21 protein-coding genes and 1 pseudogene are annotated in these 24,084 nt (G+C 72.4%); 19 read left to right on the forward strand and 3 right to left on the reverse strand.

Annotated features, from left to right (window positions below; translation table 11 throughout):
• Positions 1–22: 22 nt before the first annotated feature.
• The 3 genes from KBX26_RS20025 to KBX26_RS20035 are packed head-to-tail and all read right to left on the reverse strand — an operon-like array spanning position 23 to position 2,659.
• Positions 23–706, reverse strand: coding sequence for a TVP38/TMEM64 family protein (locus KBX26_RS20025; RefSeq protein ID WP_036411969.1), 684 nt, complete (start codon positions 704–706; stop codon positions 23–25).
• A complete protein-coding gene (locus KBX26_RS20030; RefSeq protein WP_030334533.1) occupies positions 703–1,422 on the reverse strand; it encodes a type 1 glutamine amidotransferase in 720 nt (239 codons plus the stop codon). The genes KBX26_RS20025 and KBX26_RS20030 overlap by 4 nt, the downstream gene beginning before the upstream one ends.
• Positions 1,412–2,659: a MurT ligase domain-containing protein gene (locus tag KBX26_RS20035; RefSeq protein ID WP_030334532.1), complete on the reverse strand. Its 1,248-nt coding sequence runs from the start codon at positions 2,657–2,659 to the stop codon at positions 1,412–1,414. Before KBX26_RS20035 ends, KBX26_RS20030 begins: the two co-directional genes overlap by 11 nt.
• A 355-nt stretch (positions 2,660–3,014) precedes the next feature.
• Between KBX26_RS20035 and mraZ the strand changes: the two genes are divergently transcribed.
• The 19 genes and pseudogenes from mraZ (at position 3,015) to KBX26_RS20130 (ending at position 23,873) form a co-directional block, all read left to right on the forward strand.
• Positions 3,015–3,446, forward strand: coding sequence for a division/cell wall cluster transcriptional repressor MraZ (gene mraZ, locus KBX26_RS20040; RefSeq protein ID WP_030334529.1), 432 nt, complete (start codon positions 3,015–3,017; stop codon positions 3,444–3,446).
• A gap of 206 nt (positions 3,447–3,652) precedes the next feature.
• Positions 3,653–4,763 (forward strand): annotated as a pseudogene (rsmH, locus tag KBX26_RS20045) (16S rRNA (cytosine(1402)-N(4))-methyltransferase RsmH).
• Complete coding sequence (locus KBX26_RS20050; RefSeq protein ID WP_030334527.1) at positions 4,753–5,358, forward strand: hypothetical protein; 606 nt, start codon at positions 4,753–4,755, stop codon at positions 5,356–5,358. Before rsmH ends, KBX26_RS20050 begins: the two are co-directional and overlap by 11 nt.
• Positions 5,359–5,361: 3 nt before the next feature.
• Positions 5,362–7,569 (forward strand): penicillin-binding transpeptidase domain-containing protein, encoded by a 2,208-nt coding sequence (locus KBX26_RS20055; protein WP_210866147.1) that lies wholly within the window; start codon positions 5,362–5,364, stop codon positions 7,567–7,569.
• Between the two features lie 52 nt (positions 7,570–7,621).
• Positions 7,622–9,184, forward strand: a complete 1,563-nt coding sequence (locus KBX26_RS20060; protein ID WP_030334523.1) for a UDP-N-acetylmuramoyl-L-alanyl-D-glutamate--2,6-diaminopimelate ligase — start codon at positions 7,622–7,624, stop codon at positions 9,182–9,184.
• A complete protein-coding gene (gene murF, locus KBX26_RS20065; RefSeq protein WP_210866148.1) occupies positions 9,181–10,578 on the forward strand; it encodes a UDP-N-acetylmuramoyl-tripeptide--D-alanyl-D-alanine ligase in 1,398 nt (465 codons plus the stop codon). Before KBX26_RS20060 ends, murF begins: the two co-directional genes overlap by 4 nt.
• Positions 10,575–11,699, forward strand: a complete 1,125-nt coding sequence (gene mraY, locus KBX26_RS20070) for a phospho-N-acetylmuramoyl-pentapeptide-transferase (RefSeq protein ID WP_030334519.1) — start codon at positions 10,575–10,577, stop codon at positions 11,697–11,699. Before murF ends, mraY begins: the two co-directional genes overlap by 4 nt.
• Before the next feature lie 384 nt (positions 11,700–12,083).
• Complete coding sequence (locus KBX26_RS20075; RefSeq protein ID WP_030334516.1) at positions 12,084–13,538, forward strand: FtsW/RodA/SpoVE family cell cycle protein; 1,455 nt, start codon at positions 12,084–12,086, stop codon at positions 13,536–13,538.
• Positions 13,538–14,644: an undecaprenyldiphospho-muramoylpentapeptide beta-N-acetylglucosaminyltransferase gene (gene murG / locus KBX26_RS20080; RefSeq protein ID WP_030334514.1), complete on the forward strand. Its 1,107-nt coding sequence runs from the start codon at positions 13,538–13,540 to the stop codon at positions 14,642–14,644. Before KBX26_RS20075 ends, murG begins: the two co-directional genes overlap by 1 nt.
• The gene (gene murC, locus KBX26_RS20085; RefSeq protein ID WP_210866149.1) at positions 14,641–16,206 is read left to right on the forward strand and encodes a UDP-N-acetylmuramate--L-alanine ligase; all 1,566 of its coding nucleotides are present in this window, start codon (positions 14,641–14,643) and stop codon (positions 16,204–16,206) included. The genes murG and murC overlap by 4 nt, the downstream gene beginning before the upstream one ends.
• A complete protein-coding gene (locus KBX26_RS20090) occupies positions 16,203–17,021 on the forward strand; it encodes a cell division protein FtsQ/DivIB (protein ID WP_210866150.1) in 819 nt (272 codons plus the stop codon). Before murC ends, KBX26_RS20090 begins: the two co-directional genes overlap by 4 nt.
• A 245-nt stretch (positions 17,022–17,266) precedes the next feature.
• A complete protein-coding gene (gene ftsZ, locus KBX26_RS20095; protein WP_030334509.1) occupies positions 17,267–18,382 on the forward strand; it encodes a cell division protein FtsZ in 1,116 nt (371 codons plus the stop codon).
• A gap of 9 nt (positions 18,383–18,391) precedes the next feature.
• Positions 18,392–19,135: a YggS family pyridoxal phosphate-dependent enzyme gene (locus KBX26_RS20100; RefSeq protein WP_030334507.1), complete on the forward strand. Its 744-nt coding sequence runs from the start codon at positions 18,392–18,394 to the stop codon at positions 19,133–19,135.
• A 192-nt stretch (positions 19,136–19,327) separates the two neighbouring features.
• Positions 19,328–20,020, forward strand: a complete 693-nt coding sequence (locus tag KBX26_RS20105) for a cell division protein SepF (protein ID WP_210862902.1) — start codon at positions 19,328–19,330, stop codon at positions 20,018–20,020.
• A gap of 30 nt (positions 20,021–20,050) precedes the next feature.
• On the forward strand, positions 20,051–20,356 hold the full coding sequence (locus KBX26_RS20110) for a YggT family protein (protein WP_030334503.1): 306 nt from the start codon (positions 20,051–20,053) through the stop codon (positions 20,354–20,356).
• A 44-nt stretch (positions 20,357–20,400) separates the two neighbouring features.
• A complete protein-coding gene (locus KBX26_RS20115) occupies positions 20,401–21,210 on the forward strand; it encodes a DivIVA domain-containing protein (RefSeq protein WP_036411965.1) in 810 nt (269 codons plus the stop codon).
• Between the two features lie 80 nt (positions 21,211–21,290).
• Complete coding sequence (locus tag KBX26_RS20120; RefSeq protein ID WP_210862041.1) at positions 21,291–22,034, forward strand: hypothetical protein; 744 nt, start codon at positions 21,291–21,293, stop codon at positions 22,032–22,034.
• Positions 22,035–22,045: 11 nt separating this feature from the next.
• The gene (locus KBX26_RS20125; protein ID WP_210862042.1) at positions 22,046–22,351 is read left to right on the forward strand and encodes a DUF167 domain-containing protein; all 306 of its coding nucleotides are present in this window, start codon (positions 22,046–22,048) and stop codon (positions 22,349–22,351) included.
• 22 nt (positions 22,352–22,373) lie between these two features.
• Positions 22,374–23,873 carry a potassium/proton antiporter gene (locus tag KBX26_RS20130; RefSeq protein WP_210866151.1) on the forward strand — a complete coding sequence of 500 codons (1,500 nt, stop codon included), beginning with the start codon at positions 22,374–22,376 and terminating at the stop codon, positions 23,871–23,873.
• The last annotated feature ends 211 nt before the right edge of the window (positions 23,874–24,084 follow it).

Below are 24,084 nucleotides of genomic sequence, written 5' to 3' on the forward strand. Positions count from 1 at the left end.
CGGGGCTGGGGGTGGGGTGGGGTCAGGGTTGGGTGGCGCGGCGGCGGCGTTCGGCGCGCCACCACTGGTGGATGAGCACCAGGCTGGCGATCAGGCCCAGGCTGGCCGGGGCGGCGGCGTACCAGTTGACCTCGCCCGGGGAGCTGACCGCCGCACCGATCGCCGCGTAGCCGAAGGCTGTCGGCGCGGACGCGATCACGCTGCCGGCCAGGAACGGCAGCACCCGGGCGCCGGTCGTGCCGTAGCCGTAGCTGACCAGCCCGAAGCCGGCGATCGGCAGCAGCCGGACGGTCACCACCCCGAGCACGCTCTGCCGGGCGAACCAGCGGTCGAGGCGGGCCAGTCGACCGCGGACCCGTTCGGCGACGAACTCCCGACCGAGCAACCGGCCGACGGTGAACCCGATCGCCGCGGCCAGCAGCGCGGCGCCCAGTGCGTACCCGGCACCTTCCAGGGGGCCGAAGATCGCGCCCGCGGCGAGCGTGATGAAGGTCCGGGGCACCAGCGCCACCAGCAGCAGCGCGCCCCCGAGGATCGCCGCCACCGGGGCCAGGTCGCCCAGTCGGTCGGCGACCAACGGCAGCTGCTCCGGATCCGGGTGGGGCACCAGCAGCAGCAGTAACCCGCAGGCGCCGATCAGCAGCACGAGCAGGGCGAACCGGACGGCCGACGGCTGCCGGAGCAGCCGCCGGACGGCGCGGATCATGCCCGGGCGGCGGCTACCGCGGAGCGGCGCTCGTTGCGGAGCCGGTCCGACCAGGTGTCGTCCAACGGCGGGAGCTGGTGCGCCCCGGTGGCCCAGCGCAGCAACAGGTCGGCCAGGGCCGGGTTGCGAGCCAGCGCCGGGCCGTGCGAGTAGGTGCCCAGGAGCTTGCCGCGCCACGCGCCCTCGGTGGCGCCGTCGTTGCCCACCCCGGCGGTGACCCGGGCCAGCGGGGAGACCTCCGGACCGAGGTGGGTGCGACCGCCGTGGTTCTCGAAGCCGGTGAGCGGGGGCAGGCCCAGCCGGGGGTCGATCTCGCCGGCCAGCTCGCCCACGGCCCGGGTCTCACCCCGGTCGGACTGCAGGTCGAGCAGCTCCAGCCCGCGGCACTGCACGCCCTTGGCGAAGAACGACGTGCCGAGCAGTTGGTAGCCGGCGCAGACGCCGAACACGACCGAGCCCTGGGCGACAGCGCGGTGCAGGCCGCCGTCGGCGAGCAGCCGCTGGGCGCCCAGCGCCTGCGGGCCGTCCTCGCCGCCGCCGACCAGGTAGATGTCGGCGGTCGCGGGCAGCCGCTCATCCGAGCGGACCTCCAGCACCTCGACCGGCATCCCGCGCTGACGGGCCCGACGGGCGAGGATCAGGGCGTTGCCCCGGTCTCCGTAGGTGGAGAGCAGGTCGGGGTAGATCCAGACGATGCGCAGACTCTCAGATGACACGGTCCAACTCCGCTCGGATGTCCTGGAACGCGGTGTAGTTCGCGATGACCTCCAGCCGCCCGGGCGGGACCGCCCGGAGCGCGTCGTCGAACGTCCGGACGTGCTGGAACGGGACGTCGTTGACGTCCAGCCGCACCGCCAGGTCGTACGCCCGGTCGCCGGTGATCAGCACCTGCCGGCCCCGGAGCGGGGCGAAGTCGACGTCGTAGAGCCAGGAGGTGTCCATGCCGTCGGGGTCGCGCGCGTTGATGGAGAGCAGGGTCGGCGCTTCGTCGGCCATGTCGAACGCCTCCAGCCAGCTGGCCGGGTTCTTGGCCAGCAGCAGCCGGATGTTGCGCCCGTCCTTGTCGACCTGCGCGTAGCGGCCGGCGACCGAGGTGACGATGCCGAGGCGGGACACCGCGTCGACCGGGCGGACGCCGAACTCGGCCGCCACCGCCAGCGCCGTCGCCGCGTTGCCGAGGTTGACCTTGCCGGGCAGCTGGAGGGAGACCTTGTGCCAGGCGCCGCTGGGGTCGAGCACGCCCTCGTCCTCGACGACCCAGTGCGGCTCCGGTCGCCGTAGCGGGCAGCCGGTGCACCACCACTGCTCGCCGGAGCGCTGGATCGTCGAGCCGCACTCCGGGCAGACCCAGGAGTCGTCGTGCCAGCGCTGGCCGGCGCTGAACCACGTCACGTGCGGCGGCTTGATGCCCCGGGCGGGGTCGCCGGGCGGGGTGGCGGCCCACACCACCAGCGGGTCGTCGGCGTTGGCCACCACCCGTACGTCGGTGTGCCGGACCAGCGCCGCGCGCCAGAGCTGCGCCATCATGGCGACCTCCTTGGCGCGGTCGAGCTGGTCGCGGGAGAGGTTCAGCAGCGCGACCACGTGTGGCTCGGTCGCCTCCAGCACCTGGGCCAGATAGTGCTCGTCGACCTCCAGCACCGCGTACGGGGTGCTGCCGGCCTTGGCCAGCGCCGAGGTGTGCCCGCTGGGCATGTTGGCGCCGAACGAGTTGGTGGCGACCCGGCCGAGCACGCCGACCGCGGCGGAGGTCAACCGGGTGGTGGTGGTCTTGCCGTTGGTGCCGGAGACGAGCGCGATCGCGCGCCCGGCCGACAGGTGGGCCAGCAGGTCCGGGTCGATCTTCAGGCCGATCCACCCGCCGATCACCGAACCGTCGCCACGGCCGGCCGCCCGGGAGAGCGCCGCGGCGGTCCGTGACACGGAGCTGGCCACCTTGGCCCGTAGGGGCATTTTCGCGTCCGTCACGCGAGCGAGGTTACCGGACCGCCGGCCCCACCAGATCGCCGCCGACGGTGAACCGTTCGGCCGTGGTGGCTGCGCGGGCGGCCGGGTCGGCGTCCCCCGGACGGAGTCGATCTATGTCGGAAAGCGGACCACGCCGAGGGTCGGCCGGCGCCCTCCACTCCGCTCCACCCCTCGTGACGTGCGGTTTTGCCCCCGAGTAAGGCGCGCCGCGCGGGTGAATTTGGTTGCGGGTGGAGGGAAGTGGAGTAGAGTGGGGACCAATGGTGAGGCCGGGAGGGCTCACCGGCCCGGGGGGTCAGCGGCGCCGCGAACGCCGCTCAAGGGCGAGGGGGTTGGGCCGATGTTTCTCGGCACCCACACTCCGCGCCTAGACGAAAAGGGCCGGTTGATCCTTCCGGCGAAGTTCCGGGATGAGCTGGCGGGGGGTGTCGTGGTCACCAAAGGGCAGGAGCGCTGCCTCTACGTCTTCCCGACTCCTGAGTTCCAGCGGATCGCGGAGCAGTTGCGCGCACAGCCGATGACACACAAGGCGGCCCGGGCCTACAGCCGGGTCTTCTTCGCCAGTGCGCACGACGAGGTTCCGGACAAGCAGGGTCGGGTGACCATTCCGGCCCACCTGCGCGCCTACGCCGCACTCAACCGCGAGCTGGTGGTGATCGGCGCGAGCACGCGGGTGGAGATCTGGGACAAGGTCGCCTGGGAGACCTACCTCGCCGAGAGCGAAGACGACTTCGCCGACATCGAGGAGGGGGTGCTGCCCGGCGGTCTGTAGGGCGGTAACGGCGCCCGACGTACTGCGAGATCTCCAGCCGCTTTCGAGTTCCTGGCATCACTTCCCCGGTGCCAGGCGCACGATCCAGTCACTGGGCGACGGTCCGGTGTCAGGCGGGAGCGGATGGGGATCTGGCGGTACGACGGCAGCGCCGTCCGACGACAGGCGCACGACAAGAACGGACGTTTCAACCAGTGGGGGTCGACATGGGGGAGTTGCGCGGCACGCACGTGCCGGTGCTGCTCGAGCGGTGCCTCGAGCTGCTGGCCCCCGCGCTGGGTCGAGGCGGCCGGACGGTCTACGTCGACGCGACGCTCGGCCTGGCCGGGCACGCGGAGGCGGTGCTCGAGGCGCATCCGGAGACGGTCCTGATCGGGCTCGACCGGGACACCGAGGCGCTCGCTCACGCGCGGGTCCGGCTGGCCCGGTTCGCCGATCGGGTGCACCTGGAGCACGCCGTCTACGACGAGTTGCCGGACGTGCTGGAGCGGCTGGGCTATCCGGCCATCGACGGCATCCTGTTCGACCTGGGTGTCTCGTCATTGCAGTTGGACGCGCCCGACCGCGGGTTCGCGTACGCCCAGGACGCGCCGCTGGACATGCGGATGGACCAGACCCGGGGGGTGACCGCCGAGGAGGTGGTCAACACGTATGCGCATCCGGATCTGGCCCGGGTGCTGCGGGTCTACGGCGAGGAGAAGTTCGCCGGTCGGATCGCCTCGGCGATCATCCGGCAGCGGGAGCGGGCCCGGATCACCTCGTCCGCGCTGCTGGCGGAGCTGGTTCGGGACTCCATTCCGGCGCCAGCCCGACGAACGGGCGGTCACCCGGCAAAGAGAACGTTTCAGGCTTTACGGATCGAGGTAAACAGAGAGCTGGCAGCGCTGGAGACAGCGTTGCCATCCGCACTCGACGCACTGACCGTGGGCGGTCGCATGGTGGTCCTGTCCTACCACTCGCTGGAGGACAGGCTCACCAAGGCGGCCCTCACGGACCGGGTCCGCAGTAAGGGCCCGATTGACCTCCCGGTCGAGCTTCCCGGGTCCGGTCCGACGTTCCGGCTGCTCAGCCGGGGCGCCGAACTGCCCGGGGAGGCGGAGGTCGCCGCGAACCCGCGGGCCGCCTCGGTGCGGCTGCGGGCCGCGGAGCGACTCGACCCGAACGCGACAGAGCTTGGGCGGACCGACCGCGAACGGTCCCGCCGACGGGTGAAGGGAATGCACCAACCGGGCACGGGGTCCGCCTGATCCGTGGGGGGTCAGGGGCACCGGGACGGCTAGAGGGACGGATGTTGAGGGGGAGGGACATGAGCATTGACAAGCGCGACCGCCGGGACGTGACCGGCGGCGGGCAGCGCGCACCGCGGTCGGGGGGCCGGATCGCGGCGGAGCGGGCTCCACGCCTCGGAAACGGTACGCCACGCATCGATCGAGTGAACCGGCAGGGGGAGACTCGCGCCCGGGGGGCGCGCGAGTTCCCGACTCAGGGCACCGCCGCGCTGCGTCCGGTCGAGAAGGCCGGCAGTGCGACCGTCGCCCGCCCGCCCCGGTTGCGGGTGGCGCCGCCGCCGCCGATCTCGGTGCCGCGTGCGCCGTTCGCGGCGCTGATCGTGGTGCTGGTGGTCGGCGGGGTGCTGGGCATCCTGGCGGTCAACACCAAGATCAATGAGAACGCGTTCCGGTTGGAGCGGTTGCAGCAGCAGCAGGCTCGACTGGACCTGGAGAAGCAGCAGCTGGACAAGCAGATCGCCGAGGCCGAGGCGCCGGGCAACCTGACCGCCGAGGCGCGGCGGCTGGGTCTGGTCGACGCCGGCGAGCCCGGCTACATCCGGCTGCCGGACGGCAAGACCCTCGAGGTGCCGCAGCCGGCCAACGGCCAGCCGTCGGTGACCAGCCAGGGTGCGGGAGGCTGACCGGTGCCACCAAGGTCGGACGAGCCGCGCCGGGACCCTACGGGGTCCCGGCGCGGTTCTGCACGTGATGCCAAGCCCGTCGACGGCGAGCCGCGCACCGGCGAGCCGGGCATCGGGGGCATCTCCGGCGCGCGCGCGTACACCCCGAGGGGTCGCACGGTCCGCGAGGAGCGCGGCACGCCGACCCGTGGCCAGGGTGCCGAGCAGCGGCGTACGCCGCGCAGCACCCGCTCCGGTGACCCGTTCCGGCCGGCGTTGCAGGTGCTCGACGGCGGCCGGGCCGCCGCCCGTTCCGGCCGGCGCGACGCTCCGGCCGCCGGACGCGGTGGGGTGGTGCGGACCGTCGTGCCGCGTACCCCACGGGGTCCCGGTGGGGACGAGCCGCCGCCGCGTCGCCGCACCACGCCACGCGCGCCGCGTCGCACCGACCGACCGGCGGCCCGGCGGCCGTCCCGCAAGCCGCGACGCCCACCGAAGCTCGCCGACTCGCGGCTGCGGCTGCGGCTGGGCACCGTGCTCGCGCTGACCCTGTTCGCCGTCATCGGGATCCGGTTGATCTTCCTCCAGGCGGTCGACGCCCCGGCCTACGCCGGGGGCGGCGTCACCGACCGGACCCGCACCGTCGAGCTGCCGGCGCCGCGCGGCGCGATCTACGACAGCACCGGCGCGCCGCTGGCCCGCAGCGTCGAGGCGCGGTACGTGTACGCCGACCCGACCAAGGTCGAAGACTCCGCCGGCACCGCGAAGGCGCTCTCGCCGCTGCTCGGCATCCCGGTGTCGAAGCTGATGGAGCTGATGAGGCCGCGCAAGCTGGAGAACGGCATCGCGTCCACGTTCGCCTACCTGGCGCGGGGTGTGGAGATCCCGACCGCCAAGCGGGTGCAGGCGCTGGAGCTGCCCGGTATCGGGGTGCACCGCGACGAACGTCGCGACGTGCCCGGCGGTGACCTGGCGGCCAACCTGATCGGCTTCACCAGCCAGGACATGGACGGCCTGGAAGGGCTGGAGGCCCGCTACGACGACGTGCTCGCCGGGCAGGACGGCAAGCGGGTGTACGAGGCCGGCCTCGGCGACCTCGGAGCGCCGATCCCGGGCGGCTACAGCCGGACCACTCCCGCCAAGCCGGGCAGCTCCCTGAGCCTCACCATCGTTCGTGACCTGCAGTTCCGCACCCAGCAGATCCTCAGCGCGGGCATGGCCAAGGTGCCGGGCGGCACCGGCGCCGCCGTGATCATGGAGATTCCCTCCGGCGCGGTGCTGGCCCAGGCCAGCAACCCCACCTACGACGCGGCGAAGCCGCTCCCCAGCGACCCGGTCGCCCGGGAGGACGCCGCGACCAGCTTCGTGGTCGACCCGGGCTCGGTGCACAAGGCGATCACCTACGGCGCGGCGCTGCAGGAGGGGGTGATCACCCCGGACACCACGTTCCCCGTCGCCAACGGCATCAAGATGGGCGACACCTGGTTCCCCGACACCCACCCGGCCGACGGCAAGCGGATGAGCATCCCGGGCATGCTCGCCTACTCGTCCAACGTCGGCGCCATCACTGTCGCCGACCGGCTCGGCCGGGACCGGCTGATCGACTACCAGAAGCGGTTCGGGCTGGGTAAGCCCACCGGTGAGGGGATGCCCGGGGAGGCCAGCGGGCGCCTGTTGCCGGCCGATGAGTGGAGCGGGTCGTCGTACGGGTCGGTGCCGATCGGGCACAGCGTCGACGCCACGCCGCTGCAGATGACCGCCGCGTACGCCGCCATCGCCAACAACGGCACGTACGTGCAGCCGCACCTGGTCAAGGAGGTGATCGGCCCGGACGGCAAGCGCACCCCCGCGCCGGCCCCGGTGACCCGCTCGGTGCTCAGCCCACAGAACGCGGCGGCCCTGCGCACCATGCTGGAGGCGGTCACCACCGTCGACCGCGCCACCGGTCTGACGGCCGCCGTCCCCGGCTACCGGGTCGCCGGCAAGACCGGAACCGGGTGGCGGCTGGTGAACGGCAAGAAGCAGCCCGGTGAGGTGTCCTCCTTCATCGGGATGGCTCCCGCCGAGAACCCCCGGTACGTGATCTCGGTCTTCGTGTACGCACCCAACAACGGGGGCGCGGCGGTCGCCGGGCCGGCGTTCCGGGACATGATGCAGTTCACTCTGCGTCACTACCGGGTGCCACCTTCCGCCGCCGGATCCGCGCCCAAGTTTGTGGTCTATCCGCGCTGAGCAGCAATGGCGGGACATCATCGGTGAGTGCCGACGAACCACCGGGGCGGCTGTGCGGCCGGAACCGGACGACCGGGTAGGGTCTGACGCCGTGCCCGGCAATCCACGTCCACGTACCGTGACCGGAGTTCGGCTCGGTGATCTCGCCATCCGGCTCGCCGTCGACCTCCCGGCGGACGCCGCCGCGGTGGTCGTCACCGGGGTCACCCACGCCAGCCAGGAGGTCCGCTCCGGCGACCTGTACGCGGCGCTGCCCGGTGCCCGCCGGCACGGTGCGGAGTTCGCCACCGGTGCCGCCGAGGCGGGTGCCGTGGCGGTGCTGACCGACCCGGCGGGCGCGGAGCTGGCGGCGCAGAGTGGTCTGCCCGCCCTGGTGGTGCCCGACCCGCGCGCCGTGCTCGGCGAACTGGCCTCGGCCGTGTACGGCGACCCGACCGCCGGTCTCACCGTGATCGGGGTGACCGGCACCGCCGGCAAGACGTCCACCGCGTACCTGATCGAGTCGGGGCTGCGGGCCGCCGGGCACACCACCGGGCTGGTCGGCACGGTGGAGACCCGGCTCGGTGACCTGGTGATCGACAGTGTGCGCACCACCCCCGAGGCGACCGACCTGCACGCCATGCTGGCCACCGCGCGCGAGCGTGGGGTCACCGCCGTGGTCATGGAGGTCTCCAGCCACGCCCTGGCCATGGGCCGGGTGGGCGGGGTGCGGTTCGCTGTCGGGGGCTACACCAACTTCGGCTCGGACCACCTGGACTTCCACGCCGACAGCGACGACTACTTCGCCGCGAAGGCCCAGCTCTTCGACGGGCGCTGCGCCGTCGAGGTGCTCAACCACGACGACCCGGCGTTGAAGCCGCTGCTCAAGCCGGGCACCGTCACCTATTCGGCGGCCGGTGACCAGGGTGCGACCTGGTGGGCCGACGGGGTGGGCGGCGAGGGGTACGCACAGCGGTTCACCGCGCACGGCCCGGACGGGGTGGCCCTCTCCGCCGGTGTCGCGCTGCCCGGTCGACACAACGTGGCCAACGCGCTGCTGGCCATCGCCGCGCTGGTCGGCGCCGGGGTCGACCCGGTGACCGCCGCGGCCGGTGTGGCCGCCTGCGGTGGCGTCCCGGGCCGGCTGGAGCTTGTCGACGTGGCCGCGCCGGTGCGCGGGGTGGTCGACTACGCCCACAAGTCGGACGCGATAGTGGCCGCGCTGGCCGCGTTGCGCGAGTTGAGCGCCGGCCGGCTGATCTGTGTGATCGGCGCCGGCGGGGACCGGGACCGGGGCAAGCGGCCGGTGATGGGTGCCGCCGCGGCGGAGGGAGCCGACGTGGTGCTGGTGACCGACGACAATCCGCGTACCGAGGACCCGGGGGAGATCCGCGCCGAGGTGCTCGCCGGGGCGTACCGGGCCGGCACGTCCGCCCGGATCATCGAGGTGGCGGGCCGCCGTGCCGCGATCGACGAGGCGGTCCGGCTGGCCGAGCCGGGCGACGTGATCGCGCTGCTCGGCAAGGGACACGAGCGTGGCCAGGAGGTGGCGGGCGAGGTGTTTCCGTTCGACGACAGCACCGAGTTGGCCGAGGCCCTGCGGGCCCGCTTCGGGGACCTGGCGGGCCAGCGGTGATCGCGCTGAGCCTGGCCGAGGTGGCCGCCGCTGTCGACGGTCGGCTGGTGTCCGCCGACCCGGACGTCACCGTCACCGGTTCGGTGGAGTTCGACTCGCGCAAGGTGGGCCCCGGTTCGCTCTTCGTGGCCTTCCCGGGGGAGAAGGTCGACGGGCACGACTACGCTCAGACGGCGATCCAGGCCGGCGCGGTGGCGGTGCTCGGCAGCCGCGAGGTGCCCGGGGTGCCGATGGTGCTCGTCGACGACGCCCTGACCGCGATGGGTCGACTGGCCCGCGCCGCGGTGGACCGGCTGCCCGGGCTGACCGTGATCGGCGTGACCGGTTCGTCCGGCAAGACCACCACGAAGGACCTGATCGGTCAGCTGACCGCCCGGCTCGGGGCCACCGTGGCACCGCCCGGCTCGTTCAACAACGAGCTGGGCCACCCGTACACCGCGCTGCAGGCTGACCCGGACACCCGCTACCTGGTGATGGAGAAGGGCGCGCGCGGGGTCGGGCACGTGCGGTACCTGTGCGAGCTGGTGCCGCCCCAGATCTCCGTGGTGCTCAACGTCGGCACCTCGCACATCGGTGAGTTCGGCTCGCAGGACGCCATCGCGCAGGCCAAGGGCGAGCTGGTGGAGGCGCTGCCGCCGGACGGGCTGGCCGTGCTCAACGCCGACGACCCCAGGGTGGACGCGATGGCGGGCCGTACGCGGGCCCGGGTGGTCCGCTACGGCGAGGCGCCCGACGCCGACGTGCGCGCCGAGGACGTCACGCTCGACGAGCGGGGGCACCCGTCGTACACCCTGGTCACCCCGGAGGGACGCGCGCCGGTGCGGCTTCGGTTGGCCGGCCGTCACCAGGTCGGGAACACGCTCGCGGCGGCGGCGGTCGCCCGGGAGCTGGGTATGCCGCTGGCCGAGCTGGCCACGGCCCTGGGCGAGCTGGGGTTGGTCTCGACCCGCCGGATGGACGTCTTCGACCGTCCCGACGGGGTGACCGTGATCGACGACTCGTACAACGCCAACCCGGCCTCGATGGCGGTGGCGGTGCGGGCTCTGGCCAGCATGGGTCAGGGGCGGCGTACCGTCGCGGTGCTTGGTTACATGGCCGAGCTGGGCCCGTTCGAGTACGACGGCCACGCCGAGGTCGGCCGACTCGCGGCCGAGCTGGGTGTCGACCGGCTGCTCGTGGTGGGTGAGCCGGCTGCGCCGATCCACGAAGGCGCGACAGCGGTAGCGAACTGGGGAGGAGAGTCGGTGCTGCTCACCGATCAGGCGGCGGCCGTCGAGGTGCTGCGGAACGAGCTACGACCGGGTGACGTCGTCCTGGTCAAGGGTTCCCGGTACCGGACCTGGGAGGTGGCCGACGCCCTGCGCGCCGACGCCGACGGGGAGTCGACCCGATGAGGGCGGTCATCGTCGCCATCGGGGTGGCCTTCCTCGTCTCGCTCTTCTGCACCCCGATCGCGATCAAGGTGTTCACCCGGCTCAAGGCCGGTCAGCCGATCCGGTCCGACGGCCCCGCCATGCACCAGGGCAAGAAGGGCACGCCCACGATGGGCGGCGTGGTCTTCATCCTGGCCACGGTGATCGCGTACGTGGCCGGGCACCTCGCCCTGACCACCCTGCCGGACCAGCAGATCGCCCAGGTGGAGCCGACCATCACCGCCCTGGTGCTGCTGGGTCTGATGGTCTTCTCCGGCGCTGTGGGTTTCCTCGACGACTTCCTCAAGGTGCGCAAGCGCAACAGTGCCGGGCTGAACAAGCGCGGCAAGTTGCTCGGGCAGATCCTGGTCGGTGCGGTCTTCGGGGTGATCGCGCTGTGGTTCCCGAGCACGATGACCAACGGTTCGGGTCTGGCGACCAACACCGAGACGGTGGGCAGCACCACGCTGAGCTTCATCCGGGACATCGACTTCCTGGAGGTCAGCAAGGTCGGCGCGGTGATCATCTTCATCTTCGTGGTGATGGCGGCGACGAACGGCGTCAACCTCACCGACGGTCTGGACGGTCTGGCCACCGGCGCGTCGGTGATGGTGCTCGCCGCGTACGCGCTGATCGCGTTCTGGCAGTACCGGCACTGGTGCGCCGACCCGAACTACACCCAGCCGTACTGCTACGAGGTCCGCGACCCGTTGGAGATCGCGCTGATCGCCGGGGCGGCGGCCGGGGCCTGTGTGGGCTTCCTGTGGTGGAACACCTCTCCGGCCCGGATCTTCATGGGTGACACGGGGGCGCTCGGGCTGGGCGGTCTGATCGCCGGCATGGCGATGTCCACCCGCACCATCCTGCTGCTGCCGATCATCGGCGGACTCTTCGTGATCATCACGATGTCCGTGGTGATCCAGATCATCTCCTTCAAGACCACCGGTAAACGGGTCTTCCGGATGTCTCCTCTGCAGCACCACTTCGAGTTGGCCGGCTGGAGTGAGGTCAACATCGTGGTGCGCTTCTGGATCATCGCCGGCATCGGCGTGGCCATCGCCCTGGGCCTGTTCTACAGCGAGTTCCTCGCCAACATGACCTGACCCGCCCCCGCCCCCGCCCCCTCTCACCCTCTCACCCGTCGATCTTGCAGTTTCGGTTGACGAAACGTCCTTTCACGGGTGTTTTGTCGGCACAGAAAGTGCAAGATCGACGTGGGTGGGCGGTGTCGGGGGAGTGCGGTGGGGCGGGTTCGACACGCCCGGTGGGGCGTTGTGGGGCGGTGGGGCGTGTTCAGCGGTGATGATGTCGGGGTGGGGGAGGAAATCGGCACCGGGGATGGGACTGTCGGACGGCCGCGACGGTCGCCGAGCGCGGCGCGTACACCGGTGACCGCCGGGGCGCGCGGCCCGGAGCCCGGCGCGGCGGCCCGGGAGTCCGGGCCGGGGGCGCGGGAGTCCGGGCCGGCGGGACGCGAGCCGGAGGCCGTGGCGGCCACCCCGCTGCGCGGCATCGACGCGGCCGGTGGCCTCGCCGCGCTGCGCGGCCTGCTGGACCGACCGCTGACCTCCTACTACCTGCTGCTGTCCTGCGCCGGCCTGCTGCTGCTGATCGGGCTGACCATGGTCTTCTCGGCGACCAGCGTCAAGGACTACGCCGAGGACGGCAACGCCTCGGCCTCGGTGACCAAGCAGGCCATCTTCGCGGTGATCGGCATCGGCGCCTTCTGGATCTGCCAGCGCCTGCCGGCCAGCACCTACCGGTCGCTGGGCCGGCCGCTGCTGTTCACCTCGATCGGGTTGCTGCTGCTGCTCAACCTGCTGCTCGCCTACGCCCGGCTGACCCGGCAGGAGTCAGGGCAGATCGGCCCGGTCGAGGCACGGCTGAACTGGCTGTTCATCGGCGGGATCCAGCTGCAGCCGTCCGAGCTGGCCAAGTTCGCGATGGTGCTCTGGGGCGCGCACCTGGTCGCCCGCAAGGGCGCCGCGCTGGGCTGGTGGCGCGAGCTGGCCACCCCGCTGTTCCCGATCGTGGGCCTGCTCTTCGTCCTGGTCGGCTACAACGACACGGGCACGATGCTCTGCCTGCTGGCCCTGGTCGTCGGCCTGCTCTGGGCCGCGGGGGTGCGGATGCGGGTGTTCGGCGCCCTGGCGGCGGCCGGTCTGGTCGGGATCGGCCTGCTCGTCGCGGTGGCCTCGCTGGGCGCCGGCTCCGGCGAGCGCGGCGCGGACAACTACCGGCTCGCGCGGCTGGACATGTTCTTCAACCCACCGGACCCGGAGACCTGCAAACTCAACGACTGCCTGCAGTTCTACCAGGGGCGGCTGGCCATCGAGCACGGCGGCTGGTTCGGTGTCGGGCTGGGCAAGGGCAGCCTGAAGTGGGACTGGCTGCCCGAGGCGCACAACGACTTCATCTTCGCGATCATCGCCGAGGAGCTGGGCGTGATCGGCTGCACCGTGGTGCTCAGCCTGTTCGCGGTCCTCGCGTACACCGGGTTCCGGATCGCCCGACGGGTCGACGACCCGTTCCGCCGGCTCGCCGCCACGGCCGTGACCACCTGGCTGGTCAGCCAGGCCGTGATCAATATCGGTGGGGTGGTCGGGCTGCTGCCGATCACCGGCCTGCCGCTGCCGTTCATCTCCGACGGCGGAAGTGCCCTGGTGGTGACGTTGGCCGGCATCGGCATGCTGGCGTCCTTCGCCCGCGCCGAACCCGATGCGGCCAGAGCACTGCATGCCCGTCCGCCGGCCCGGTGGGTCCGACTACTCTGGGCCCCGTTGCCGCCGCTTCCCGGCCGGCGTCGCCGGCCGGCGTCGCCGCCCGCTGGCCGAGGGTCAGTGCCCCGGTCCCGCGAGCGGCGCCACGACGACCAGGCCGTGCCGCGCGGGGTCCGCCAGGACCGCAACCGCAGGGGTACGGCGAGCGAGAGGAGACGCTGATGGGTCCGCTGCGTTCGGTGGTGCTCGCGGGAGGTGGCACCGGGGGGCACGTCTACCCGCTGCTCGCCTTCGCCGACTGCCTGCGCCGACACGACCCGGGCGTCCGGATCACCTGCCTCGGCACACCCCGGGGCATGGAGAACGACCTGATCCCGCCGCAGGGCTACGACCTGCGGCAGATCCCGGCGTACCAGCTGCCCCGGTCGGTCAACATGAACCTGGTCCGTACCCCGGGCCGGATGTGGACGGCGGCCCGCGCGGCGGGCAAGGTGATCGACGAGGTGCGCGCCGAGGTGGTCGTCGGCTTCGGCGGGTACGTCTCGGTGCCCGCCTACCTGGCCGCGTGGCGTCGTGAGCTGCCCATGGTGATCCACGAGGTGAACGTGCCACCGGGCGTGGCCAACCGGCTGGGCATGAAGTTCACCAAGAACGTCGCCGTCGGCTTCCCGAACCAGCCGAGCCAGGCCGAGTCGTTGCGGGACGCCACAGTGGTCGGGGTGCCGCTGCGCCGCGCCATCACCGGTCTGGACCGGTACGCGCTGCGCAACGCCGCCCGCGCCCACTTCGGGCTCCGCCCGGACCTGCCGGTGCTCTTCGTCTCCGGCGGCTCGTCCGGCGCCCGCTCGATCAACCTGGCGGTCTCCGGCGCGGCCAAGGAACTGGCCCGCAACGGCGTGCAGGTGCTGCACGTGATGGGTGCCCGCAACGAGCCGGTGCCGATCCCCACCGACCTGCCGGTGCCGTACGTGACGCTGCCGTACCTGTCGGAGATGGAGCTGGGCTACGCCGCCGCCGACCTGATGCTGGCCCGGGGCGGGGCGATGACCGTCGCCGAGGTGGCCGCGATCGGGCTGCCCACGATCTACGTGCCGTACCCGCACAGCAACCAGGAGCAGCGGCGCAACGCGCTGCCGGTGGTGGAGGCCGGTGGAGGGCTGCTGGTCGACGACGCGGAGCTCACCCCGGACTGGCTGGAGCGCACCGTCATCCCGCTCATCCGCGACCCGCAGCGGCTGTACACGATGGGTGCCGCCGCAGCGTCGTACGGCCGGCGCGACGGCGACGAGGCCCTGCGTTCCTTCGTACTGGCGGCGGTGGCCCGGTGACCGCGCAGTTCACCCCGGCCGGCACGCTCACCGCCGAGGACCTGGGCGCCGTCCACCTGATCGGGGTGGGTGGGGTGGGCATGCTCGGCGTGGCCCGGCTGCTGCTCACCCGGGGCATCCGGGTCTCCGGCAGCGACCTGCGGGAGTGGCCGTCGCTGGCGGGCCTGCGGGCGCTCGGCGGCACCATCCACCTCAGCCACGAGGTCAGCAACCTCGACGGGGTCGACACCGTCGTCTACTCGTCGGCGATTCCCCAGGACCACCTGGAGCTGGTCGAGGCGCGTCGGCGCGGCCTGCGGGTGCTGCACCGCTCGGAGGCGCTCGCGGCGGCGATGACCGGCCGTCGCGCCGTGGCCGTCGCCGGCACGCACGGCAAGACCACCACCACCTCGATGGTGACGATGGTGCTCCAGCAGGCCGGGGTGGACCCGTCCTTCGTGATCGGCGGGGAGATCTCCGAGGTCGGCTCGGGCGCGCACCACGGCACCGGCGAGCATTTCGTGGTCGAGGCGGACGAGAGCGACCGCTCGTTCCTCATCTACCGCCCGTACGTCTCGATCATCACGAACATCGAGGCGGACCACCTGAACACCTACGGTGACTACGCGACGCTGGAGGCGGCGTTCGTGGAGTTCGCCCGTCTCACCGACCCGAACGGTTTCATCATCACCTGCGCCGACGATCCGGGCGGTCGACGGCTGGCCGAGAGCCTGCGGTCCGAGGGGCGGCGGGTGTTCACCTACGGCGAGGCGGACGACGCCGACCTGCGGTTGACCGAGATGGTCTCCTCCGCCCGGGGGGTGCGCTACCTGGCCGCCATCGACGGACGGTCGCTGGGCGAGTTCCGGCTGCCGGTGCCGGGACGGCACATGGGGCTGAACAGCGCCGCCGCGGTGCTGACCGCGTACCTGCTGGAGTTGCCGCTGGAGGCGGCGGAGGCCGCGCTGGCGGTCTTCCCCGGCGTGCGTCGGCGCTTCGAGCGCAAGGGTGTCGCGGACGGCGTGCTGGTCTACGACGAGTACGCGTACCACCCGACGTCGATGACGTTGGCGATGCAGACGCTGCGCGAGGTCGCCGGGGACGGCCGGCTGATCGTGGTCTTCCAGCCGTACCGGCTGTACCGCACCCGCGACAACCAGGCGGAGATCGCCGCGGCGTTGGCCATCGCCGACGAGGTGGTGCTGTTGGAGGTCTTCGGGCCGGGTGAGTTGCGTCAGCCCGGCGAGGGCTCGGCGGCGCTGATCGCGGCGGTGGAGCTGCCCGCCGACCGCAAGGTCTTTGTGGAGTCGTGGGAGCAGGCCCCGGTCGAGGTGGCCCGTCGGGCCCGTTCGGGGGACGTGGTGGTCACCATGGGCGCCCCGCCGATCTCGCTGATGGGCGACGAGCTGCTGGCCGCCCTGGGTGAGCGTACGGCCGGCTCGGCATCCACCGCGACCGTCGACCCGGTGGCCACCTCCCCGGCGATCGGTGATCCGGTGCCGGGTGGGGCCACGTCCGGTGGCGACGGTGCGGCTCTCGGTGGCACCGCCGTGCCCGGCGGCTCGGCGCCGACGGCCGGATGAGTCCCGGCCCGGCCCGGGGGCGGACCAGCGCCGCCGACGGCGGCGCCCCGCGCCGAGGTCCGGCCCGGCGGTGGCAGCTGGTCCGGGCGGGCCGCGACGCGGTGCCGCCGTCGACCCGCCGGTTCATGGCGCGTGCCCGGCAGCGTCGCATGCGTGCGGCGCTGCCGTGGGCGGTGGCCGCCGGGGTGCTCGCCCTGGCCGGGCTGGTCGCCTGGACGGTGCTCGGCACCGGGCTGTTCGGCGTGCGTGAGGTGCGGGTGGAGGGTGCGAAGCTGGCCACTCCGGTGCAGGTGCACGACGCGGTCGGCGTTCCGGACGGGGTGCCGTTGGCCCGGGTGGACCTGGCCGCCGCGGCCCGACGGGTCGGCGCGCTGCCGGTGGTGGAGCGGGCCACGGTGTCCCGGGACTGGCCCGACGCGCTGGTGGTGCGGGTGACCGAGCGGACCGCGGTGGCGGTGGTGCCGCAGGGGGAGGCGTTCGCCATGATCGACGGGAGCGGGGTGGCGTTCCGGACGGTGGAGCGACGCCCGGCCGGCCTGCCGCAGGTGACGGTGGCCCGGCCGGCCGCCGACGACCCGGGCACCCGGGCCGGGCTGGAGGTGCTCGTCGCGCTGACGCCGCAGCTGCGCGCGGAGCTGGTGGACGTGAACGTGGAAGGGCTGGCCCGGATCAGCCTGCGGTTGCGGGGGGACCGGACGGTGATCTGGGGGGACGCGACGCGGGGCACTGACAAGGCCCGAGTGGCCACCGCGCTGCTCGACGAGGACACCGACCGGATCGACGTGAGTGCGCCGGATGTGGTGACCTTCCGTTGACCGGTGAGCGTGCGGGGAGGTGACCCGTCGCGCTCCGCTCGGCGACACGCCGCCCGGGTCCTTGGCTCATCGGGCGGTGGCGCTTACGTTGCCCCGAAGAGGATCAGTGGTTGACATAACTGTAAGCCTCTAGTAGAGGGTTAGGGTTCACCCCTGATCCTCGCTGGTGACAGCTGTTGTCGGCCGCTGGGCTGGCCACGCCGTACCCGGTCGGCCGAAGCCAATCTCGAAGGAAAGGACCGGAGATGACACCTCCGCACAACTACCTGGCGGTCATCAAGGTCGTCGGCATCGGGGGTGGCGGCGTCAACGCCGTCAACCGGATGATCGAGGTTGGGCTCAAGGGCGTCGAGTTCATCGCGATCAACACCGACGCGCAGGCGCTGCTGATGAGCGACGCCGACGTCAAGCTCGACGTCGGGCGCGAGCTGACCCGTGGCCTGGGGGCCGGGGCCAACCCGGACGTCGGCAAGAACGCCGCCGAGGACCACCGCGACGAGATCGAGGAAGTGCTCAAGGGCGCCGACATGGTCTTCGTGACCTGCGGCGAGGGCGGCGGCACCGGCACCGGCGGCGCGCCGGTGGTGGCCAACATCGCCCGCAAGCTCGGCGCGCTGACCATCGGCGTGGTGACCCGGCCGTTCTCCTTCGAGGGCAAGCGCCGCCAGGTGCAGGCCGAGTCGGGAATAGACGAACTCCGCAACCAGTGCGACACGCTGATCGTCATCCCGAACGACCGGCTGCTGGCCCTGGGTGACCGCAACATCAGCATGATGGACGCGTTCCGCACGGCCGACCAGGTGCTGCTCTCGGGTGTGCAGGGCATCACCGACCTGATCACCACCCCGGGTCTGATCAACCTGGACTTCGCCGACGTCAAGAGCGTGATGAGCGGCGCCGGCAGCGCGTTGATGGGCATCGGCAGCGCCCGTGGCGAGAACCGCGCGGTCGAGGCGGCCGAGGCGGCCATCTCCAGCCCGCTGCTGGAGCAGAGCATGGACGGCGCGCGGGGCGTGCTGCTCTCCATCGCCGGTGGGTCCGACCTGGGCCTGTTCGAGATCAACGATGCCGCCCAGTTGGTCACCGACGCGGCCCACCCGGACGCCAACATCATCTTCGGCGCGGTCATCGACGACGCGCTCGGTGACGAGGTGCGGGTGACGGTCATCGCGGCGGGCTTCGACGGCGGCACGCCCGCGTACAAGGCGGCCGAGCCGACCCGCAAGAGCAACACCAACCAGCCGGCACCGCAGAGCACCCCGGTGCCAGCTCCGGCCACCAACCCGGCGCCGGCCCAGTCGCCACGTCGCGTGCTCTTCGACGACGTCGACGTTCCCGACTTCCTCAAGAACGGGTCCTGAGCACCGCCGATGACCGACAGCTCAGCCACGGTACGACCGGATCGGCGCGCCGAACTCGCGGCCGGTCTCGCACAGGTTCGGTCCCGGATCGATGACGCCTGCGCGCAGGCCGGCCGGGACCGCGCCGAGGTCACGATGATCGCGGTGACGAAGACCTACCCGGCCAGCGACGTGGTGGCGCTGGCCGGGCTCGGGGTGACCGACATGGGGGAGAACCGCGACCAGGAGGCGGCCGGTAAGGCCGCCGAGGTGGCTGCCGCCGGGGTGCGTCCCCGCTGGCACTTCATCGGCCAGTTGCAGCGCAACAAGGCCCGCTCGGTGGTCCGTTACGCCGACGTGGTGCACTCCGTCGACAGTGTCCGGCTGGCCCGGGCGTTGGCCACCGCGACCGTCGAACGGCAGGCGCCGCTCGACGCCCTGGTTCAGGTGAGCATCGACGGCGACGCGGCCCGGGGCGGGGCACTGCCCGGCTCGGCGGATCCGGGCGCCGGGTTGGAACCGGTGGCCGAGGCGGTGGCCGAGGCGCCCGGGCTGCGTCTGGTCGGTCTCATGGCGGTCGCCCCGCTGGGGTGGGAGCCGGAGCGGGCGTTCGCCCGGCTCGCCGAGGTCGCCGACGCCTTTCGGGTCGTCCATCCGGGAGCGACCGCGTTGTCCGCCGGAATGAGCGGAGATTTCGACATCGCGATCCGTTACGGCGCGACACATGTCCGCGTCGGTAGCGCGTTGCTCGGAATGCGTCCCACGCTGCGGTAGCCTGACCGCGAGACAAGCAAATTACATCAGTGTTGTTTCAGGGGCGGGCGTCTCCTAGTCGGGGGTCGTGGCGCGCGACGCGAATCGCGCGCCGGGGGGATTGCCGTTCCGGTCCGATGGGCATGGTTGTCCACTCGCGACGGGCGACATGGCACGGGGGCGCGTGCCGCACGGCGGACGGAAGGGCGCGGGATGGGTGCACTGCGCAAGGCGGGGGTCTGGCTCGGTCTGGTCGAAGAAGACGACGAGCGGGCCTACGACGACGGTGGCTACGACAAGGGTGGCTACCGCGACTCGCGTTACCGGCAGAGCCGGTACGCCGAGGAGTTCGCCGACGACGACGAGGACGACGCCGAGGAGCCGCCGGCTCCGCGGCCGCGCGACAGCGGGCGGGGTCGACTCTCCGAGCGGCCGAGCGGGCGGTTGAGCGAGTCCGAGCGCGGTGACGGTGAGCGTCCGGAGCGGATCGAGCGGTCCAGCGTACGGTCGATCACCCGGTCGTCGGCGGGCGAGACCTCCGGCGCGCTGACCTATCACACCCGGGACAACCTGGCTCTCGCGCCGCAGGTCACGGCGCGCGAGCGGGCCCTGCCCGAGGAGGAGCAGCGGTACCAGATCACGACGCTGCACCCCACCACGTACCGCGAGGCGCGCACCATCGGCGAGCACTTCCGCGACGGCGTCCCGGTGATCATCAATCTCACCGAGATGGATGAGGCCGATGCCCGCCGTCTGGTGGACTTCGCCGCCGGGCTGGCGTTCGGCCTGCGCGGTACGATCGAGCGCGTGACCAATCGGGTGTTCCTGCTCTCACCGGCTAACGTCCAGGTCACCGCTGAGGACAAAGCCAAGATCGCTGAGGGCGGCTTTTTCAGTCTGAGTTGACCCCGCCCGACCCGAGGGACGTCGCTGACCGTGTTGTCGATCTTACTGCAAGTGCTGTACCTGATCCTTTATGTCTTCCTGCTCCTTCTTCTGTCCCGGTTCGTGTTGAGCGCCGTCCTGCAGTACGGCCGTCGCTGGCAACCGGGGCGTGGAGCATCGGCAGGATTGGAATCCGTGTGGAGCGTCACTGATCCCCCTCTCAACGCGTTGAGGCGTGTGATCCCTCCGCTGCGAATTGGTACCGTGAGCATCGACCTGGCCTCCCTTGTGCTCCTGGTTATCCTGTTCGTGCTGATGGAGTTCGTGTTAGGGCCGTCGATCAGGGCATCTGCCTGATGACCGACGCGCTTTCGCGGCCGCAACTGACCCGAGGAGTTTCGATGCCGCTGACCCCGGCCGACGTCCACAACGTCGCCTTCAAAAAGCCGCCGATCGGCAAACGGGGGTATGACGAGGAGGAGGTCGACGCCTTCCTGGATGAGGTCGAGCGCGAGCTCGCCCGTCTCATCGAGGAGAACAACGAGCTGCGCGCCCAGGTGGAGCGCGGCGGCCGTGGCGGTGCCCCCGCCGGCCCCGGCGGCGACGCCCGACTGGCGGCGGAGCTCAACGACGTCAAGGCCCAGCTGGACCGGGTGCAGCGCGACAAGTCGGCGGCCGAGCAGGCTGCCCGCGCGATGCAGGCCGAGCTGGAGCAGGTCCGCGCGACCGGCGGCCCGGCCGGCGGCGTCACCGGTGACGGTGAGCAGCAGGCTCTGCGCGTGCTGATGATGGCCCAGCGCACCGCTGACGACCACGTGTCCGACGCGCGCCGCGAGGCCGACCAGCTGCTGTCCGAGGCTCGCAGCAAGGCCGAGGAGGTGACCCGGGAGGCGCGCGCGAAGGCTGACGCCCTTGAGCGGGACGCCCGCCAGCGGCACCAGGAGGCCATGGGCGGCCTGGACGCCAAGCGCACGGCCCTGCAGAAGCACATCGAGGAGCTCAAGCAGTTCGAGCGCGAGTACCGCACCCGGCTCAAGGCGTACCTGGAGAGCCAGCTGCGTGACCTCGACGGTCGTGGCCAGGGCCTCGAGGCCGAGATGACCCGCTCCGAAGCCGGCCGGGTCGCCGGCGGCAACGGGCTGGCCGCAGCGGGCCTCGCTGGTTCGTACGGCGGCGGCGGGCGCTCCGGCGCCCTCGAAGCCGGACGCTGAGCACCGGCCGGCGATCGCTGTCCGCCAATGGTGACGGTCGCCGGCCCGGCCTGGACGGTTCGACGCGGCGGGGGTGAGCCGTGATAGTCGCAAGTCTGCTGCTCATCCTCGTCGCGGTGGTGCTACTGGTGCTCGGCCTGGCCGGTGGCTCCAGCTTCTTGTTGGTCATCTCCATCGCGGCCAGTCTGCTGGCCGCCGTGGCGTTGGTGGTGGGCGCTCGCCAGGCAGCCGCCAACCGCGCCATGGCGGATCCCGGCCGGACCGACCGGCGGCACCCCGACGCACCCCGCACGGCCAGCCAGGCCACGCCGGATGTCGCGTACGGGCCGCCGCTGGTCGAGCCGGAGGTGCCGGTCCAGCACGTGCCCACGACGTTTGGTACCGGCGGCACCGGGTGGCGGCAACCACCCGGGCCGCCGGTCGACCACGTCCCACCGATCGACGAGGCGTCGCCGTACGACCCGCCGCGCGTCGACGAGGCGTCGCCGGTCGTGGCCGACGAGGTGTCCTCGCGGGCCCGGCCCGTCAGTCCGGCGTCGCCGACGGTGGCCTCGACCGACGACGGGTTCGACGGCGCGGTCACGGCGGTCGACGAGCCGGCCGCCCAGCAGATCACTACCGCCGAGGCGGCCCGGGTGGCCCGACTGCACGACGCCGTCGAGGTCGTCGACGGCCGCCCCCGCTACCACCTCGCCACCTGCCCCCACCTGGTTGGCTGGCAGCCCGAGACGTTACCGGTCGCCGAGGCCGTGGAGCTCGGCTTCACGCCGTGCGCGCACTGCGCGCCGGCGACCGCTCTCCTCGCCGACGTCCGGCCGATCTGAAGCGGCGCCCGGTGCCCGCGCAGGACACGCTCACCGTGGCGGTGCGGGTGAAGCCCGGCGCCTCCCGGGACCGGGTGGGTGGCCGCTTCGACGGCCCGCACGGCCCCGCGCTCGTGATCGCGGTCCACGATCCGGCCGTGGACGGTAGGGCCACCGAGGCGGCCCGGCGGGCGTTGGCCGGCGCGCTGGGCGTCCGGCGGGCCGCGGTGTCACTGCGCTCCGGCGCGGCCAGCCGGGACAAACTCTTCATCGTCGATCGGCCCGGCCCGGAGCTGCCCGAGGTGCTGCGCCGCCTGCGCGACGGATCCGCCGAGTGAGGACAGCCCGGGCAAGGCAGCCGTGACCCCCGGGTTGGACATCGCGCTGCTGCTCGGTGCGGCGGTGCTGCTGGTAGCGGTCGGCGCGGTGCGACTCTCCACCCGCCTCGGCGTGCCCAGCCTCCTGGTCTATCTGGCACTGGGTGTGGCGATCGGCGAGGGCGGGCTGGGCATCCGTTTCGACGACGTCGAGCTGACCCGGACCCTCGGCTTCTGCGCGCTGATCGTGATCATCGCGGAGGGCGGCCTCACCGCCCGGTGGACCACGCTGCGACCGGTGCTCGGGCTGGCCTCCGCGCTCTCCACTGTGGGCGTGATCGTCAGCATCGTGGTGGTCGGCGTCGCCGTGCACCTGCTGCTGGGGCTGGACTGGCGGTTGGCGCTGCTCTACGGAGCGGTGCTCTCGTCCACCGACGCGGCCGCCGTCTTCGCCACCCTGCGCCGGCTGCGGTTGCCGCCCCGGCTGGTGGCGACGCTCGAGGCCGAGTCGGGGATGAACGACGCCCCGGTGGTGCTGCTGGTGGTGCTGCTGTCCCACCGGGGTTTCTCGCACCCGTGGTGGTACGAGGTCGCGCTGGTCTGCTACGAGCTGGGCGTCGGCGCGGCGGTGGGGGTGGGCGCGGGTGTCGCCGGCACCTGGGCGCTGCGCAGGGCGGCCCTGCCCTCGGCCGGGCTCTACCCGATCGCCGCGGTGGGCATCACGGTGCTGGCGTACGCCGCAGGGGCGGTTCTGCACGCCTCGGGTTTCCTCGCCGTCTACGTGGCCGGGGTGCTGCTGGGCAATGCCCGCCTGTCGCACCGGCAGGCGATTCTCGGTTTCGCCGACGGGCTGGCGTGGCTCGCCCAGATCGGGTTGTTCGTGCTGCTCGGGTTGCTGGCCTCGCCGGGCCGGCTGGACGCGGCGGTGCTGCCCGCGGTGGTCGCCGGGCTGGCGCTGGTGCTGCTGGCCCGACCGCTGTCGGTGGCCGTCTCGGCGTTGCCGTTCGGGGTCGGGCTTCGAGAACAGGCGTTCCTGTCCTGGGCCGGGCTCCGCGGGGCGGTGCCGATCGTGCTGGCCACCATTCCGCTCTCCGAGCGGGTGCCCGGCGCGGAGCGGCTCTTCGACGTGGTCTTCGTGCTGGTGGTGATCTTCACGCTGGTGCAGACCGGGACGCTGGGGTCGTTCGCCCGCTGGTTGCGGGTGACCGCGCCGGCCGAGGCCGCCGAGATTCATGTGGAGACCGCGCCGCTGGAGCGGATGCGGGCGGATCTGCTCCAGGTGGAGGTGCCGCCGGGCTCGCGACTGGCGGGTGTGCACGTCGACGAGTTGCGGCTCCCGGTGGGCGCGTCGGTGACCCTGGTGCTGCGCGACGGGGTGGGTTTCGTGCCCGCACCGGACACCCGGTTGAAGACCGGCGACAGTCTGCTGATCGTGGCGACCGCCGGGGTGCGGGACGCCGCGGAACGGCGGTTGCGGGCGGTCAGTCGGCGGGGTCACCTGGCCCGATGGTTTGGTGAGTACGGGGATGAGGTGGTCAATTGATCTGCTAGCGTTCCCTTTGCCCCAGTTTGGCAGGGCTCGGGGCTGTTAGACGGTGCGACGGTGCGGCACGTTGTCGGACGCCTGTACGTTCCGTATTCTTGCCAACCTCCGGAGTGCGCGGCCATCGTCGCCGCGCGCCCCTTTTCGTACATAGGGGACGCCCTGGGCGGCGCCCCCTGACCCAGGCGCCGCGGACCGCGCGGTTCCCCGG

This window comes from Micromonospora sp. C97 (assembly GCF_018070385.1).
In the GTDB taxonomy this organism is placed as follows: domain Bacteria; phylum Actinomycetota; class Actinomycetes; order Mycobacteriales; family Micromonosporaceae; genus Micromonospora; species Micromonospora parva.

Bases quoted from the DNA above. Each gene is read 5' to 3' on its own strand.
- KBX26_RS20105 (WP_210862902.1), top strand. From the start codon at position 19,328: ATGGGTGCACTGCGCAAGGCGGGGGTCTGGCTCGGTCTGGTCGAAGAA.
- KBX26_RS20100 (WP_030334507.1), top strand. From the start codon at position 18,392: ATGACCGACAGCTCAGCCACGGTACGACCGGATCGGCGCGCCGAACTC.
- ftsZ (WP_030334509.1), top strand. From the start codon at position 17,267: ATGACACCTCCGCACAACTACCTGGCGGTCATCAAGGTCGTCGGCATC.
- KBX26_RS20025 (WP_036411969.1), bottom strand. From the start codon at position 706: ATGATCCGCGCCGTCCGGCGGCTGCTCCGGCAGCCGTCGGCCGTCCGG.
- KBX26_RS20050 (WP_030334527.1), top strand. From the start codon at position 4,753: ATGAGCATTGACAAGCGCGACCGCCGGGACGTGACCGGCGGCGGGCAG.
- mraZ (WP_030334529.1), top strand. From the start codon at position 3,015: ATGTTTCTCGGCACCCACACTCCGCGCCTAGACGAAAAGGGCCGGTTG.
- mraY (WP_030334519.1), top strand. From the start codon at position 10,575: ATGAGGGCGGTCATCGTCGCCATCGGGGTGGCCTTCCTCGTCTCGCTC.
- KBX26_RS20035 (WP_030334532.1), bottom strand. From the start codon at position 2,659: ATGCCCCTACGGGCCAAGGTGGCCAGCTCCGTGTCACGGACCGCCGCG.
- KBX26_RS20090 (WP_210866150.1), top strand. From the start codon at position 16,203: ATGAGTCCCGGCCCGGCCCGGGGGCGGACCAGCGCCGCCGACGGCGGC.
- murG (WP_030334514.1), top strand. From the start codon at position 13,538: ATGGGTCCGCTGCGTTCGGTGGTGCTCGCGGGAGGTGGCACCGGGGGG.
- KBX26_RS20115 (WP_036411965.1), top strand. From the start codon at position 20,401: ATGCCGCTGACCCCGGCCGACGTCCACAACGTCGCCTTCAAAAAGCCG.